A 15,894-nucleotide genomic window follows, 5' to 3' on the forward strand; every position below is an offset into this window, starting at 1 on the left:
AGATTTAGCGGGCCGAACGGCCATCGCTTCATGAGGAGCGGTGCATCGTATGAGACCCAAGATCATGGCTACCAAATCCACTGCCAAGAAGACCACGAAAGCTAAGGCTGCCCCCAAGGCGGCACCCGCCATCAAGCCGATCAAAGACGCTTTCAGCAAATCGGCGCTGATCGCACACCTGGCCGAGCAGGCCAGTGTCGAAACGAAGCACGTCAAGGCCGTGCTTGCGGCACTTGAGCAAACGGTGCTCGGCGCGGTGCACAAGAAGGGTGCTGGCAATTTCACCCTTCCCGGCCTGTTCAAGATCAACGCGGTGAAGGTGCCGGCAAAGCCGAAGCGCAAGGGCAAGAATCCCTTCACCGGCGAAGAGCAGGTGTTCGCCGCCAAGCCAGCGTCCGTGAAGGTGAAGGTGCGGCCGCTCAAGAAGCTCAAGGATGCGGCACTCTGATTTCTGCCCAGGATCGCCTGCAGCCGCCTCGGCTGCAGGTGGTCACGGACGGAAAGTACAGACCCATCGCAACAAAGTGATTTGCTGGTTCTATTCTCGAGGACAAACATGGCTATCAATCTCGACTCGCTCTCCCCTGCCGAACTCCAGGCACTCATCAAAAACGCCGAAGCGCAGATGGAATCTTCCCGAAAGAATCAGATCCAGGAGGTCCGCACCAAGATCGAGGCACTTCTCAAGAGCTCCCGCCTGAGCATTGATGAGGTTTACCCGAGGCGCGGCGGCAAGGCCGCGAAAGGCACGAAGGCCGCGGTTGCACCGAAGTATCGGAACCCGGCGAATGCCACCCAGACCTGGTCTGGCCGTGGCAAGCGTCCGTTGTGGTTTGTCGACGCGCTCAAGAAGCGCGGGGTGACTGCCGAGAGTCTTCTGATCGAGGGAGCAACGAAGAAGGCTCCTGCAAAAGCGGCCAAGAAGGCCGCGCGCAAGACGGCGAAGAAGGCTTCGGCAAGGAAAGCGGCAAAGAAGTAAGCCACGCCTCGCGGTAGGACAGGGCTCCGCAGCGCGTGGCCCTGTCTTGTTCCAGGCCCTGCTGCATTGCGCGGCAAGGCGAAGTGATCACGATGGAAGCCCTGCCGAGTCCTGCGCCGTGATGGCTTTTTCCAGGCGTTCCACCTTGCCGGTGATTTCGTTCCGGTGCCCGGGACGGATATCGGCCTTGATCACCAGGCCGACCCGGGATCCGTAGGCGGCGACGGCTTCGGTCGCCTCGCGAATCACCTTGAACACTTCGTCCCATTCGCCTTCGATGGTGGTGAACATCGCATCGGTGTGGTTCGGCAAGCCGGACGCGCGCACGACGCGAACGGCCGCAGCAACGGCGTCATGCACGGAATCGCCTTCGGAGCCACCGTGCGGCCAAACGGAAAAAGCTGCCAACATATCCATTCTCCCTTCAGGATGATTTCGGATGCACCGGTGAATTATGCGCCGGTCTCACCCGAGGCAAGGTTCAAGGAATGACACCGCATCGATGACTTCCATTCGCGGGACGAGCCTCCCGGGCGCCGCGTGGCCCTACAATGCCCGCCTCCCCTGCCCTGGATTCGGGAACGACCATGAGCCATCTGGATGACTTGCGCCTTGCCGTAGGTGAACCACACGTACTGACCGGCATTGATGCTGCGCCGTATCTGACGGATTGGCGCGAACGTTACAGCGGCCGCGCGTTGGCCGTGGTGCGCCCGGGTTCGACCGATGAGGTGGCTGCCGTGGTGCGTGCGTGCGCCGCTGCCGGCGTGCCCATCGTTCCACAGGGCGGCAATACGGGCCTGTGCGGTGGCGCCACGCCGGATGAGTCCGGTCATGCAGTGGTGCTTTCGCTGCAACGCCTGAATCGCGTGCGCAGCATCGATCCGGACAATGACACGATGGTGGTCGAGGCCGGTTGCGTGCTGCAAACAGTGCAGGAGGCTGCGCACGGCGCGGGTCGATTGTTCCCACTGAGCCTGGGGGCCGAAGGCAGTTGCACCATCGGCGGTAATCTTTCCACCAATGCCGGCGGCACCCAGGTGCTGCGCTATGGCACGATGCGCGAGCTTACGCTCGGACTCGAAGTGGTCACGGCGCAGGGCGATGTCTGGCATGGCTTGCGCGGGCTGCGCAAGGACAACACCGGCTACGACCTCCGTGACTTGTTCATCGGCAGCGAAGGCACGCTGGGCATCATCACCGCCGCCACGCTCAAGCTTTATCCGTTGCCGGTGGCACGCTGCACCGCGCTGCTGGCATTGGCGTCGATCGAGGATGCGATCGGCATGCTGTCGCGCGCGCGCCACGATTTTGGCGCTTCACTCACCGGCTTCGAGCTGATGTCCGGCGACTGCCTGGCATCCGTGGTGCGCTGCTTTCCCCAGCAACGCCTGCCGTTCGAAGGCGAAGCCGCCGCCCTGCCCTGGTATGCCCTGCTGGAACTGTCCGACAGCGAAAGCGAGACGCATGCACGCGAACGTTTCGAAACCGTGCTGGGCGAGGCCATCGAGTCGGGTTGCGTCAAGGATGCGGTGATTGCCGGTTCCGTGGCGCAAAGCAATGCCTTGTGGCATCTGCGCGAAAGCATTCCGCTGGCGGAAAAGGCCTTGGGCAAGGCCATCAAGCACGATGTGTCGATTCCGGTGTCGCGCATGACGGATTTCGTGCGCGACACCAACCATGCCTTGCAGCAGGCATTCCCGGGGATTCGCAACGTGGTCTTCGGCCACCTTGGCGACGGCAACCTGCATTACAACGTGGCGCCTGGCGAAGGCTGGACCGACGCCAGTCTGCTGGCCCGGCAGGACGACGTGTTCGCACTGGTGCACGACAGCGTGCATGCCGTGGGCGGATCGATCAGTGCCGAGCATGGCGTCGGCCAGCTCAAACGCGATGCGCTGGTGCGTTACAAGGAGCCGGTCGAGCTGGCGTTGATGCGCTCCGTGAAGCAGGCGCTGGATCCGCTGGGGATCATGAATCCGGGCAAGGTGCTGGCGGTGACTTCCCGCTGAAGGAAGGCTTCGGGCCTGTTTTCGCCGCGGCGATGCAGGCCGAGTGAGCCGCAGGAATGACGGGAAAAAGCACCCGCACAGGGTCGCGGATGGTTGAAATTATTCCGGACGGCGGTGCGCGTTCCCCAGGGCGATTCGCACCCGATGGGTTTTCCCGTCGTCGACTAGCGCAATACCTGGGCTTTCGCCAGCACCTTGCGATGACACCGCGCCATCCAGTTCCAGCTTGGCAACACCCGAGCAGACATGATCCGGATTCTCGACGGTGATCTCGTAACGCGTGAGGGTGTCCTTGTCGCCGCGACGGCAATAGGTGATTTCGTAGTGTGACCAGTCCATGGGAATGCAGGGATCGATCAGCAAGCGGTCGCCTTGCAGATGGAAGCCGAGAATGGCTTCAAGTCCCGCCCGGTAGATCCATGCCGCCGAGCCGGTGTACCAGGTCCAGCCGCCACAACCCACGTACGGCTTTACCGAATAGACGTCCGCACAGGCAACATACGGCTCCACCCGATAACGCTCGATGGCGGCGGCACTGCGGCTGTGGTTGATCGGGTTGAGCATGTCGAACAATTGGCCGGCACGATTGCCCTGGCCAAGTTGCGCCAGGGCGAACACCGACCAAGTGGCGCCATGGGTGTACTGGCCGCCATTTTCGCGGATACCGGGTGGGTAACCCTTGATATAACCGGGATCCTTCGGTGTGCGGTCAAAGGGCGGCGTCAACAGCAGGGCGATACCCTTGTCGTGCATCACCAGATATTTCTCAACGGCATCCATCGCTGCAGCGGCGTGCTCACGATTGGATGCGTTGGCCAGCACGCTCCACGATTGGGCGATGACATCAATGCGGCATTCCTCGCCGGTGCGGGTGCCCAGCGGCGTGCCGTCGTCGTAGTAACCGCGTCGATACCATTCGCCATCCCAGCCGGCTTCGCCATCCAGTGCGGCTCTCAGATCGCCGGCATGTTGGCGCCATCGTTGGGCGCGGTCGCCATCGCCACGGGTTTCGGCGAAGGGCGCGAAAGCCTCGATGGTGGCCAGCAGGAACCAGCCCATCCAGACACTTTCGCCCTTCCCTTGCGCGCCCACGTTGTTCATGCCGTCGTTCCAGTCGCCGGTACCCATCAGCGGCAAGCCGTGCGTTCCGGTGGCCAGGCTGGAATCGATGGACCGCGCGGCGTGTTCGTACAGGCTGCTCTTGTCGTCGGAGACGCCGGGGAAGAAGAACGCATCGGTGGCATCGGGTTTGACCGCATCACCTTCGAGGAAAGGCAGCGCTTCGTCGAGCACGGCCTGGTCGCCGGTGCTTTTGATGTAATGGGTAGCGACGTAGGGCAACCACAGGCGATCGTCGCGAATCTTGGTGCGGATGCCCTTCCCTGTGGGCGGCAACCACCAATGCTGCACATCGCCCTCGGCGAACTGGCGCCCGGCCGCACGCAGCAGATGCTCGCGCGCGACATCGGGACGCGACACGCATAGCGCCATCGAGTCCTGCAACTGGTCGCGGAAACCGTAGGCACCGCTGGCCTGGTAATAGGCGGTGCGCGCCCACATGCGGCAACCCAGCGTCTGGTAGGGCAGCCAGTCGTTCAGCACGATATCCATGGCGCGGTTCGGCGTGTGCACCTGCACGGTGTCGAGCACCCGGTCCCAGGTGTCGCGTATTCCGGCCAGCACGGCGTCGACATCGGTGTCGCGATACTTTCGTATCAATGCCTGCGCCTCGGCTTCCGATGCGGCATCGCCAAGCATGAACACCAGCTCGATCTGTGCGCCTGCCGCCAGTTCGATACGCGTTTGCAACGCACCGCACGGATCAAGCCCGGCACCGGTGCGGCCCGAGAGCGGCTCGCCACGGATCAGACCATCCGGTCGACCCACGTCGCCATGCTGGCCAAGCACTTCGCGACGATCACCGGAACACGTGGTGCCCTGCCCGCCAAGATCGATGAAGGCCACGCGTTCGCCGAATTCCTCGCGCCACGCATTGCGGGCGAACATGGCGCCGGTGGATTCGTCGCGCGAGGTCACCACATACGGCGTCGTGACGGCACCGTTGGGACCCAAGGCCCATTCGACATAGCCGGTGACCGTCAGATGCCGCGCATGCGCCGAACCGTTGCGCAGACGCAGGCGCGACAACTTCAACGAACCGCTGGACGGCACGCATTGCAGCAGTTCCACCTCGATGTCGTGCGCCCGATGCGTAAAGCGGCTCCAGCCCTTGCCATGCACGGTGCGATAGCGCGCGGAGGACACCCGGATCGGCGAAGCCGTGGCGCTCCACACCTCGCCGCCGTCTTCGTCGCGCAGGTACAGCGCCTCGTGCGGCATGTCAGCCACCGAGTCGTTGGGCCACGGCGTCAGCGCATTTTGCTGGCTGTTGATCGACCATGTGTAGCCGCCACCTTCGGCCGACACCAGGCAACCGAAATCCGCGTTGGCCATCACGTTGACCCACGGCATCGGCGTGCACTGCTCGCCCTTCAGGGTGATGGCGTAACTGCGGCCACCGTCGACAAAGCCACCCAGACCATTGTCGAATTCGCGTGCTTCGGTGTCGTTTTCATCGGGGGATTCGCGCGTGGGAGCGCGCGGAATCGGCGCTCTTCCGGTCGGCGCGCTGTCGATCGACTGCCGACCATAATCGGCTGCGGGCCACGGCTTGGCGGCGTCCAGCTCGATGCGCGCCACGGTGCGAAGGCCATCGCGCACGCTGGCGTCGATGGCCGCGTCGTTCAATGCGAAGCACTCCGCCTTCACGGCGTTCTTTGCCGCTTTCAGCGTGTCGTTCTGCGCCTTGGCCAGCTTGGCCAGCGCGTCATGCTGGTCAGCCGCGCCCAACATCACCACATCGCAAGCCAGTCGTTTCGCCTGCCAATAGCGTTGTGCCCGCAGCAACTCGTGGGCGGAGGCCAGGCCGGCTTCATCCGCAACATGCAGCAACACGATGGGGCGATCGCCGGAAATGCTGGAGCCCCACAACACCGGGGCACCGCCATGACCACGGGTCACGACCTCCGCCGGCGCGCGACAACGACTGTCGGCGCGAAGCAGCGGTCCGATCATGCCGTCGAAATGCGCTGCCTGCGACACATCGATATCCAGTTGCTGACGCCGCGACGCCGCGTGCGCTTGTGCGCTGCGGAGCAGTTGATCGGCAGCATCCGCCGCGCGTAATGCCGCCAGCAACGACAGCACGTTTTCGCGCGAATCGGCCAGCGCGGTCCAGAACATGGCCTGCACGCTGGCGCCGGGTGCAAGTGTCACGCCACGGCGCAGGCTGAATACCGGATCGAGCACGCAGCCGCTGCTGTTCGACAAGCCGATGCCGGGCCGCATGGCGTGTGCGTCGCGCAGCACATGGCCACGCCCGAGAAAGCGCAACCGGCTGGATTCGAATTCGTGCGTATCCGCATCCTGTCCGTCGACAAGCAGCATGTGCGCAGCCCATACGCTGGGCTCGTCCAAACTGCGTTTGCGTCGCGTGGCCAGCAGCCCCCCGCCCTGCTCCACCCATTCGGTCTGCACGAACATCTTGGAGAAGGCCGGGTGCGAGGCATCGGCGCCGGCTGGCCCGAGCACCAGTTCCGCATACGAGGTCAACGTGATCGTGCGCGGGCGATCGCCGTGGTTGGTCAACGTGATGCGCCGAAGCTCCACGTCATGTTCGCCAGCCACCGCCACGTCGAGCACGCTTTCGAGCATGTCGTGGCAACGCTGCACACGCACCGAGCCTTCCTGGAAGTCGACGGCAAATTCTTCCGCTTCGCCACCGCAGGGCTGCTGGGTGGCCGACCACGTTTCGCCACTGTGCTCGTCGCGCAGGAAAATGAAGCTGCCCCAGGCGTGGCCCACGGGATTCTCGTGCCAACGGGTAACCGCCTGCCCCCGCCAGTGGCTGCCGCCTGAACCGGACGCGTCGAGAAAGGTGGAATAGCTACCGTTGGAAAGCCATTGCACGGGATGCGCGACGTTCACGCGTGACGAAGCTTGCGAAGACATGGGTGTGGGAAACTCCTCCGCACGATCCGTTTCGGCCTCGCCGCTACGGTCCCGTGCGCGTCAGACGGGGAAAGCACGAGACTAAGGCCCGCCCGGGGAAATACCGCGTGAAATCAGCGACACGTGGCGCTCTACACATGCTCGATGCACGTCGCGCGGGATGATTCCAAGGATTCCTGCCACTGCCCAGCCCACCATGCCCGAAGAACGATCATCATCGTCCATTCCGTCCAGCGCCGCCGCTGCCGCGGAACTTTGCGCGCTCGCCGATGACGCCATGCTTGATCGCCTCGAACAGGCTGCATTCAACTACTTCATGCAGGCGTGCAATCCGCGCAACGGGCTGGTGGCGGATACCTCGCGCGAGCATTCGCCATCGAGCATCGCCGTGGTCGGCTTCGCCCTTTCCACTTACCCGGTAGCAGTGGAACGCGGTTGGATGAGTCGCGCCGATGCCTTGCAGCGCACCCTTGTCACGTTGCGCTTCTTCCGCAACTCCGACCAGAGCGGCAAGCCCGATGCCACCGGCTACAAGGGCTTCTACTACCACTTCCTGGACATGGACAGCGGTACGCGCGTGTGGTCGTCGGAGCTGTCGATGATCGACACCGCCCTGCTCATCGCCGGCATGCTGGTCGCACACACGTATTTCGACGCGGATTCGCCCCGGGAAAAGGAATTGCGCGACCTGGCCGATGCCTTGTATCGCCGCGTCGACTGGCGTTGGGCACAGGATGGCGGCCCCACGATCCGCCAGGGCTGGAAACCCGAATGCGGTTTCCTGCATTACGGCTGGGAGGGTTACAGCGAGGCGATTCTGCTGTATGCGCTGGCCGCCGGCTCGCCCACGCATCGCATCACCGATGATTGCTACAAGGAATGGACGGCCACCTACCAGTGGGAAAACCTGTACGACCAGGATTACCTCTATGCCGGTCCGCTGTTCGTGCATCATTTTTCGCACGCGTGGATCGACTTCCGTGGCATCCATGACCATTTCATGCACGAGAAGCGGTCGGATTATTTCGAGAACAGCCGACGCGCCACGCTGGTCCAACGCGAATACGCCAGGATCAACCCGCACGAATTCGCGGGCTATGGCGAAAATTGCTGGGGACTGTCGGCCTGCGACGGCCCTTCCGACGACCAGCCGGATGTGGCCAACGAAGAACGCCGGCTGTTCGGCTACGCCGCGCGCGGCGTTCCCTACGGACCGGACGACGGCACGCTGTCGCCGCCGTCAATCCTGGCCTCGCTGCCGTTCGCCCCGGACATCGCGCTCGGCACGCTGCGGCACGTGCTCGGCCATTATCCCGAGGTTCTGCACCAGGATCGTCTGGCGGCCAGCTTCAATCCCTCGCTGGCCGGTGACGATGGCCGCGCCTGGGTATCGCCGGGGCATTACGGTCTGGACCAGGGCATTGTGCTGATGATGATCGAGAACTTTCGCAGCGGCCGGCTCTGGCAATGGATGCGGCGTTGCCAGCCTATTATCGATGGCCTGCACAGGGCGGGCTTTCGTGATGGCTGGCTGGCCGATGCCGCGGAGGATGCGCGCTGATGGCCGGGACGACGAAAAAGGATGCGCCAGCGACACCGCGGGATGACGCCGAGCAACAGCGGCTGGCCAACGTTCGCCCCGAAGGGTGGCGCAATCCGCAGCCGGCGACGCGCTATCACCTGGCCATCATCGGTGCCGGCGCGGCCGGGCTGGTGGCCGCGGAAACGGCGGCCGCGCTGGGCGCCAGGGTCGCGTTGATCGAGCGCGCGCAAATCGGTGGCAGTCGCCTCAATACCGGCTGCGTGCCGTCCAAGGCGCTTATCCGCACCTCACGCCTGTATGCGGAAATGCGCGACGCAAACCACTACGGCGCCCGCGCCCCCGATGACATACCTCCGGACTTCGCCCGCGCCATGGAACGTGTGCGGCATGTGCGTGCCCACCTCAGCGGCGACGACTCCGTGCAGCGGCTGATCGCCGCGGGCGTGGATGTGTTTTTCGGCGATGCCCGTTTCGAAAGCGCCGACTGCCTGCGCATCGGTGAGCAGGCCCTGCGCTTCGACAAGGCGCTGATCGCCACCGGGGCTCGGCCGAGCATTCCGGATATTCCCGGCTTGAAGCAGGCAGGCTACCTGACCAACGAAAACGTGTTCGATCTCACCAGGCTGCCCTCGCGACTGCTGGTGATCGGTGGCGGCCCGCTGGGCTGCGAGCTGGCGCAGGCATTCTGTCGGCTGGGAGCCAAGGTCACCATCGTGCAGGACAAACCGCTGTTCCTGCCACGCGAGGAACGCGACGCGGCGCAACTGCTGTCCGACGCGTTTGCACGCGATGGCCTGGAAGTGCGCTTGAACACCACCGTCACCGAGGTACGCAGCAGCAACGGTTGCAAACAGGTCGACCTGGTCAGCGACAACTATCGCAACACCATCGAAGTGGATGCCATCCTCACCGGCATCGGGCATGTGCCGAACGTGCAGGGTCTGGGACTGGACACCATCGGGGTCGATCACGATGCCGAGCGCGGCATCCACGTCGACGATTTCCTGCGCAGCAGCCAGCCGAACGTCTACGCCGCCGGCGACGTCTGCATGGAGCACAAATACACCCATGCCGCTGCCGCCGCCGCCCGCATCGTGGTGCAGAACGCCCTGTTCCACGGTCGCGAGCGACTGAGCGAACTGGTGATTCCGTGGTGCACCTTCACCGACCCGGAAATCGCCCACGTCGGCTTGTACGTGCGCGAAGCGAACCGCCTCGGCATCCCGGTCCGGACCTTCACCGTGCCCATGCACGAGATCGACCGCGCCGTGACCGACAGCGAGGAACGCGGCTTCGTGAAGATCCACGTCAAAGGCCGCACCGATCGCATCATCGGCGCCACCATCGTGGCCAGCCACGCCGGCGAGATGATCAACGGCATCACCCTGGCGATGGTGGCCGGGCTGGGGCTGCGCGGCCTTGGCCGGGTGATCCACGCCTACCCCACCCAGGCCGAAGCCATCCGACGCGCCGCCGACGCCTATCGACGCACACGACTGACGCCACGCATCCGCGAGCGGCTGGGGCGTTGGCTGGCGCGTTGAGGCTCAAGCCTCCCTCCCTCGCGATGTAGGAGCGCACCCTGTGCGCGAAAGGCCTTCGCAATAGCCGTTACGCGTATTCGCGCACAGGGTGCGCTCCTACGTTGCCATTTCGCCGTTCAGCCCAGCAAGGCTTTCGCGCGTTTGCACACGTTGTCGACGGTGAATCCGTATTCGCGCAGCAATACCTCGGCCGGAGCGGACGCGCCGAAACGTTCCACGCCCAGCATGTCGCCGTGCGGGCCGACGTAACGCCCCCAGCCCTGCGACACGCCCAGCTCGACCGCCAGGCGCGCGGTCACGCCGGGCGGCAAGACCTTGTCGCGCTCGGCCTGCGGCAAGGCGTCGAACAGCTCCCAACTCGGCATCGACACGCAACGCACGGCGATGCCTTCGCCGCGCAGGCACTCGGCCGCCGCCAGGATCAGGGCCACTTCGGAGCCACTGGCGATCAGGATCAGCGACGGCTTGCCGTCCTTGGCATCGCTGAGCACATAGGCGCCGCGACGCAAGCCGTCGGCGCCGGCGTACTGCTGGCGGTCCAGCGTGGGCAAGGCCTGCCGGGTCAGCACCAACACCACCGGGCGGTCACGGGTTTCCAGCGCAACGCGCCAGGCCTCGGCGGTTTCGTTGGCATCGCACGGACGGATCACGGTGAGGTTGGGCACCGCACGCAGGTTCGCCAGTTGCTCCACCGGCTGGTGGGTGGGGCCGTCCTCGCCCAGGGCGATGCTGTCGTGGGTGAACACGTTGACCACGTGCAAGCCCATCAGCGCGGCCAGGCGCATCGGCGGGCGCATGTAGTCGGAGAAGATCATGAAGGTGGCGGTAAACGGGATGAAGCCGCCATGCGCGGCCAGACCGTTGGCAATCGCGCCCATCGCGTGTTCGCGCACGCCGAAATGCAGGTTGCGGCCGGCACGGCTCCAGCCGCCGCCATCGGAACCCTGCTCATCTTCGCCGGGCGATGGCGACGGATTGAAGTCGCCCAGGCCCTTCAGTGCGGTCTTGGTCGAGGGATCGAGATCGGCCGAACCACCGACCAGCGCGGGCAACGCCGGCGCGATCGCATTCATCACCTTGCCGGAAGCCTCGCGCGTGGCCAGTCCCTTGGCATCGGCAGGAAACGCGGGAACGTCCGCATCCCAGCCCGGCGGCCGTTCGCCGCGCAGGCGGCCCAGCAGCTCGCGCGCCAGTTCGGGGAAAGCGCGGGCATACGCAGCCATGCGCTCGTCCCAAGCCGCTTCGTCGCGGGAGCCGCGCGATACGGCCTGGCGGAAATGCTCGCGTGCTTCGTCCGGAACCAGGAACGTCGGCTCGGTGGGCCAGCCGAGCTTCTGCTTGGTGGCGCGCACATTGTCTTCGCCCAGCGGCGAACCGTGCGCCTTGAAGCTGTCCTGCTCGGGCGAACCGAAACCGAGATGCGTGCGCACCAGGATCAGCGACGGTCGCGTGATTTCCTTGCGCGCCGCTTGCAGTGCGGCATCGATCGCATCGAGGTCGTTGCCATCTTCCACGGTCACGGTATGCCAACCGTAGGCCTCGAAGCGCTTGGCGCGATCCTCGGAAAAGGTGATGTCGGTGCCGGCGGACAGGGTGACGTAGTTGTCGTCGTACAGGCAGGTGAGCTTGCCCAGTTGCAGGTGGCCGGCCAGCGAGGCGGCCTCCGATGCCACGCCTTCCATCAGGTCGCCGTCGCTGACGATGGCGAAGGTGTGGTGATCGACCACCTCGTGGCCGGGCCGGTTGTAGCGTGCGGCCAGTTGCGCTTCGGCCATGGCCATGCCGACGGCATTGGCCAAGCCCTGTCCCAGCGGGCCGGTGGTGGTTTCCACGCCTGGCGTGTGGCCGCGTTCGGGATGTCCCGGTGCCTTGCTGCCCCATTGGCGAAACTGCTTGATGTCGTCCAGCGACAAGGCATAGCCGGTCAGGTGCAGCAGGCTGTAGAGCAGCGCCGAGCCATGTCCGGCCGAAAGCACGAAACGATCGCGGTCGGCCCAGTCCGGATTGCGCGGGTTGTACTTCATCCAGCGCGTCCACAGCGCGTAGGCCATCGGCGCGGCGCCCAGCGGCATTCCAGGATGTCCGCTGTCGGCCTTCTGCACCATGTCCACCGACAGGAAGCGGATGGTGTTGACGCATTGCTGGTCGAGTTCGGCGGACATGGTGGTTTTCCGTGTGGTGAAGGGAACGATGGCGCTATGCGTGGCGTGTGAAACTCATGCCGAGCCCAGCGCGGTGTCGACGATCTGTTGCGCCTCCTTGAGGATGGCTTGCAGGTGGTCCTTGTCGCTGAAGCTTTCGGCGTAGATCTTGTAGATGTCCTCGGTGCCGGACGGCCGCGCGGCGAACCAGCCGCTGGCCGCGTTCACCCGGATGCCGCCAATCGCGGCGTCGTTGCCGGGCGCATGGTCGATCACCTTGTCGATCTTCTCGCCGGCCAGTTCGCTGCTTTTCACCTGGTCCGGCGACAGCTTGGCGAGCTTCTTTTTCTGTGCCGGATTGGCCGGTGCCTCGACGCGATCGGCAAACGGCTCGCCCAGTTCGTCGACCAGCGCACGGTACAGCTCACCGGGATCGCGCCCGTTGCGCGCGGTGATTTCCGCGGACAGCAGGGCCGGCACGATGCCGTCCTTGTCGGTGGTCCACACCGTACCGTTGTGGCGCAAGAACGAGGCGCCCGCGCTCTCCTCGCCACCGAAGCCAAGCGAACCGTCGAACAGCCCGTCGACGAACCATTTGAAGCCCACCGGCACTTCGTTCAACGTGCGGCCGAGCCGCTTGGCGACGCGATCGATCAGAGCGGTGCTGACCACGGTCTTGCCCACGCCGGCATCGGCTTTCCAGTCGGGGCGGTTGCGGAACAGGTAATCGATCAGCACCGACAGGTAGTGGTTGGGCGCCATCAGCCCACTGCTGCGGGTGACGATGCCGTGGCGGTCGTGATCGGTGTCGCAGGCAAAGGCCACGTCGTACTGGTCCTTCAGCCCGATCAGCCGCTGCATGGCGTAGGACGAAGACGGATCCATGCGGATCTTGCCGTCCCAGTCCACCGTCATGAAGCCGAACTGCGGATCGACCTCGTCGCTGACCACGGTGAGGTCGAGCTTGTAGCGTTCGGCGATCGGCGCCCAGTAATGCACGCCGGCACCGCCGAGCGGATCCACGCCCATGTGCACGCCGGCGCTGCGGATCACGTCGAAGTCGACCACGTTGGCGAGATCGCCGATATAGGCCTCGCGGTAATCGTGCTCGCGGGTGGTGTCGGCGCGGCGGGCCTGCTCGAACGGCACGCGCTTGACCTCCTTCAACCCGCCTTCCAGCAAGGCGTTCGCACGTTGCTGGATCCAGCCGGTGATGTCGGTGTCGGCCGGGCCGCCATTGGGCGGGTTGTACTTGAAACCGCCGTTGTCCGGCGGATTGTGCGAAGGCGTGATGACGATACCGTCGGCCAGCCCCGCGTTGCGCTTTTCGTTGTAGGTGAGGATGGCATGCGATATCACCGGCGTGGGAGTGAACTCGCCGCGCCTGGCAATCAGCGTTTGCACGCCGTTGGCGGCCAGCACCTCCAGCGCGCTTTCGAACGCCGGCTGCGACAGCGCGTGCGTGTCGAAGCCGATGAACAGCGGGCCGTCGATGCCCTTGCCCTTGCGGTACTCGCAAATGGCCTGGCTGATCGCCAACACGTGCCACTCGTTGAAGCTGCGCTCGAACGAACTGCCGCGATGACCGGACGTTCCGAAGGCCACGCGCTGGGCCGGTACCGAAGGATCAGGGCGCAAGTCGCCATAGGCTGCCAACAGCTTGGAGACGTCGACCAGCAGCGAGGCCGGTGCCGGCTTGCCGGCGAGCGGGCTGACGTGGGTGCTCATGCGAATACTCCCCTGCCCTGCAAAGCGGCGCAATCGACTGGCGGATAAGACGAAATGGCGAATGAAGTCATGAAGGGTCCGTATTCAGCCCGCGCGCGCCAGGGCGGCGCCGCGATCGGCAATGTTCTGCAGGAGGTCCTGCCAGGATTTCACGAAGGCGGCGGCGCCCTCGTGCTGCAGCTGGGTGGCCAGTGCGTCGAGGTCGACACCCGCCTGGGTGAAGCGCGCCAATTGCGCTTCGGCATCGCCGCCGTCCGGTGCCATCACTCCGCCCACTTTGCCGTGCTCGGCAAACGCATGCAGGGTTTGCTCGGGAATGGTGTCTATCGTGTCGGGGGCGGCCAGCGTCTCCACGTACAAGGTGTCCGGCGCGGCCGGGTCCTTGGTGCCGGTGCTGGCCCAGAGCAGCCGCTGCGGATGCGCACCGGCGTCGGCCAGCTTGCGCCAGCGCGGCGACGCCAGCCGTTCGCGGTAGGCGCGATACGTCTGCCGGCTTACCGCGATGCCGAGCTTGTTGTGCAGCTCGGCCGGAACCTTGTCCTTTACCGCCACGTCCCAGCGGCTGACGAACAGCGAGGCGACCGAGGCCACGTCCGGGCTCAGTCCGGCCTCGATGCGGCGTTCGATGCCGCGTGCCCACGCCTCGGCGGCGGCCTGGTATTGCGCACACGAGAACAGCAAGGTGACGTTGACCGGCACCCCGGCGAAGATCGCTTCCTCGATGGCCGGAACGCCTTCGGGCGTGCCGGGAATCTTCACGAACAGGTTCGGCCGCTGGGCCTGCTGATGGATGTCTTTCGCGGCCTTGATGCTGCCCTCGGTATCGCTGGCCAGCAGCGGCGACACTTCCATCGAGACCCAGCCATCGACGTGATCGGTCGCATCGAATACCGGTTTGAACAGGTCGGCCGCACGGCGCAGGTCTTCCAGCGCCAGCTCGATGAACAGTGCCTCGCCGGACTTGCCGGCCAGCACCTTGGCGTGGATGCCGGGATCGTAGGCGTGGCCGCTGCCGATGGCCTTGTCGAAGATGGTCGGGTTGGAGGTCAGCCCGGTCACCGAATATTCGTTGATGTAGTGGGCCAGGCCACCGTCATCGAGCAATTCGCGGGTGATGTTGTCCAGCCACAGGCTCTGGCCGAGATCATGCAATTGTCGGGTCGCTTTCATGAGGCCTCCGGGGCGGCTTCGGTTCGAAGTGAGGAATTCCCTGTGGCATGCGCAAGCGTGCGGATGTCGGACATGGTCAGGTTGCACAGGTCGCCGATGTGCGCAATCGCGTGATCGGGCGGCGGCGTGACGGATGCGTTGTCGCTGGCGGCGGCGTAATGACCTTGCCGCACGAACACCGTGGTGAGGCGATCGCCCAGCACGCGTTTCATCGCGGCCAGCAGTTTCGGCTTGTCGTCCACCATCACGTAATGACTTGCCGGGAAATGCTTTTGCATGGCATCGAGCATGCGCTCCTTGTGCACATACACCAGCACCTTGCCGTCGACGGCATCCCACAGGCCCGCGCGGTGGATCTTGCGCGGCTGGAACACGATGTCGCCATCGGACAGGATGCCGACCGTGCCCAACGTGCGCAGGTGGGCGATGGCCTCCAGCGCAAGTGGATAGAGGCGTTCGGCGAACGGGTAATCAAGCAGGAAGCCGGACATCTGCAGCAGTTGGTCTTCCCGGTCGTTGCCGTCGCGGAACGCCTGCAACGCACCGAGATAATCGGCGTAGCCCACTTCGTCGCGCCGGGCCTCGTAAAGGGCGTGGTAGCGGTCGCGCTCGCTTGCGCCGAAATCCCGCTCCAGCCGCGCGGCCAGGTCATCGCCGAAACGGTCGTTGTCCAGCAAGGTGTCGTCGACGTCGAGCAGGAATACCAGGTCGTCAGGCGTGGACATGGGGCAGTTCCGGCGAAGTGAGGGTGGGTTCGATCAGCCGG

The 15,894-nt window shown here is 64.9% G+C and carries 11 protein-coding genes; 5 read left to right on the plus strand and 6 right to left on the minus strand.

The features are described from left to right. Window positions 1–64: 64 nt before the first annotated feature. On the plus strand, window positions 65–448 hold the full coding sequence (locus BMY90_RS02255) for an HU family DNA-binding protein (protein WP_037101463.1): 384 nt from the start codon (window positions 65–67) through the stop codon (window positions 446–448). A gap of 108 nt (window positions 449–556) precedes the next feature. Beyond that, window positions 557–979 (plus strand): H-NS histone family protein, encoded by a 423-nt coding sequence (locus BMY90_RS02260; RefSeq protein ID WP_092700968.1) that lies wholly within the window; start codon window positions 557–559, stop codon window positions 977–979. Window positions 980–1,066: 87 nt separating this feature from the next. Here the strand turns inward: BMY90_RS02260 and BMY90_RS02265 are convergent, their stop codons facing one another. After that, window positions 1,067–1,396, minus strand: coding sequence for a thiamine-binding protein (locus BMY90_RS02265; protein ID WP_216364729.1), 330 nt, complete (start codon window positions 1,394–1,396; stop codon window positions 1,067–1,069). A gap of 170 nt (window positions 1,397–1,566) precedes the next feature. Between BMY90_RS02265 and BMY90_RS02270 the strand changes: the two genes are divergently transcribed. Then, complete coding sequence (locus BMY90_RS02270) at window positions 1,567–2,991, plus strand: FAD-binding oxidoreductase (protein ID WP_092700970.1); 1,425 nt, start codon at window positions 1,567–1,569, stop codon at window positions 2,989–2,991. A 99-nt stretch (window positions 2,992–3,090) separates the two neighbouring features. On the opposite strand, the gene BMY90_RS02275 is transcribed toward BMY90_RS02270, so the two are convergent. Further along, on the minus strand, window positions 3,091–7,002 hold the full coding sequence (locus BMY90_RS02275; RefSeq protein ID WP_092700973.1) for a GH36-type glycosyl hydrolase domain-containing protein: 3,912 nt from the start codon (window positions 7,000–7,002) through the stop codon (window positions 3,091–3,093). A gap of 277 nt (window positions 7,003–7,279) precedes the next feature. On the opposite strand from BMY90_RS02275, the gene BMY90_RS02280 reads away from it, so the two are divergent. Further along, entirely contained in the window at window positions 7,280–8,563 is a 1,284-nt protein-coding gene (locus BMY90_RS02280) for a glucoamylase family protein (protein ID WP_245734807.1), read from the plus strand. Next, a complete protein-coding gene (locus tag BMY90_RS02285; protein WP_008214372.1) occupies window positions 8,563–10,089 on the plus strand; it encodes a mercuric reductase in 1,527 nt (508 codons plus the stop codon). Before BMY90_RS02280 ends, BMY90_RS02285 begins: the two co-directional genes overlap by 1 nt. A gap of 116 nt (window positions 10,090–10,205) precedes the next feature. On the opposite strand, the gene tkt is transcribed toward BMY90_RS02285, so the two are convergent. From tkt to BMY90_RS02305, 4 genes are all read right to left on the minus strand, one after another. Continuing rightward, entirely contained in the window at window positions 10,206–12,251 is a 2,046-nt protein-coding gene (gene tkt, locus BMY90_RS02290; protein WP_092700979.1) for a transketolase, read from the minus strand. 54 nt (window positions 12,252–12,305) lie between these two features. Continuing rightward, the gene (gene pgm, locus BMY90_RS02295) at window positions 12,306–13,958 is read right to left on the minus strand and encodes a phosphoglucomutase (alpha-D-glucose-1,6-bisphosphate-dependent) (RefSeq protein ID WP_092700982.1); all 1,653 of its coding nucleotides are present in this window, start codon (window positions 13,956–13,958) and stop codon (window positions 12,306–12,308) included. Window positions 13,959–14,042: 84 nt separating this feature from the next. Further along, window positions 14,043–15,128: a transaldolase gene (tal, locus tag BMY90_RS02300; RefSeq protein WP_092700985.1), complete on the minus strand. Its 1,086-nt coding sequence runs from the start codon at window positions 15,126–15,128 to the stop codon at window positions 14,043–14,045. Beyond that, window positions 15,125–15,853 (minus strand): HAD family hydrolase, encoded by a 729-nt coding sequence (locus BMY90_RS02305; RefSeq protein WP_092700988.1) that lies wholly within the window; start codon window positions 15,851–15,853, stop codon window positions 15,125–15,127. Before BMY90_RS02305 ends, tal begins: the two co-directional genes overlap by 4 nt. Window positions 15,854–15,894 lie beyond the last annotated feature (41 nt).

This window comes from Rhodanobacter glycinis (assembly GCF_900114325.1).
Taxonomy (GTDB): domain Bacteria; phylum Pseudomonadota; class Gammaproteobacteria; order Xanthomonadales; family Rhodanobacteraceae; genus Rhodanobacter_A; species Rhodanobacter_A glycinis.